Source organism: Vibrio sp. 10N.222.55.C6, assembly GCF_041473395.1.
In the GTDB taxonomy this organism is placed as follows: domain Bacteria; phylum Pseudomonadota; class Gammaproteobacteria; order Enterobacterales; family Vibrionaceae; genus Vibrio; species Vibrio crassostreae_C.
The window spans coordinates 1-646 of sequence record NZ_JBFRSD010000893.1 but is presented as its reverse complement, the minus strand read 5'-3'; the positions used below and the strand labels follow the sequence as shown (position 1 = coordinate 646).

At 40.2% G+C, this 646-nt stretch carries 1 protein-coding gene; it reads left to right on the top strand.

Annotated elements, in window-relative coordinates; translation table 11 throughout:
- On the top strand, positions 1-646 hold a 646-nt coding region (locus AB4486_RS26735), incomplete at both ends, for a calcium-binding protein (protein ID WP_372119796.1).

Genomic DNA, 646 nt, shown 5'->3' with positions numbered 1-646 from the left:
TACCAAACAGAGTCAAAAGGCATCGAGCAAACTGATAATATTTGGGATGCGATGGACTCGGATTCTTCAGTACTGATTGCTAATTTTGTTGATGGTGATTTTACAAGCGATGATGAGTTTTGGTTCACATTCGATACTGACAATTTTGGTAGAGATCAAGGCAGTAGCTTTATAGGTGCATCTTTTGAAGTGGTTTTGAATGATGGCTCAGTATTAAATGGTACGTATGAATCAGATAATAACGGTGGAGCGATTGCTGTAATTGATAACCATACAAACAAACTCTATGGGGAAGGTGGTGATGATGTCTTGGTTGCAGATAATGGTAATGATCTTCTTGATGGTGGAGAGGGTGATGATCTATTAATTGGTGGGTTAGGTGATGACATCTTGACTGGTGGCAGCGGTGATGATTTGTTCCAGTGGGTTGACCAGCCGTTCCAAGGCGATATTGATACAATAACCGACTTTGCTTTAGGCCAAGATCACTTAGATATATCGCAGTTATTGCCAACGGAAAATTCAATGTCAGATTTACTTGACCATATCACGATTGAAAAAGTCGATAATGGTGGCGGGGATAAGGATTTAGTGATTACTATCTCTGAAGATGCGAGCAACAGCGGTCAAACACAAACAATTGTAC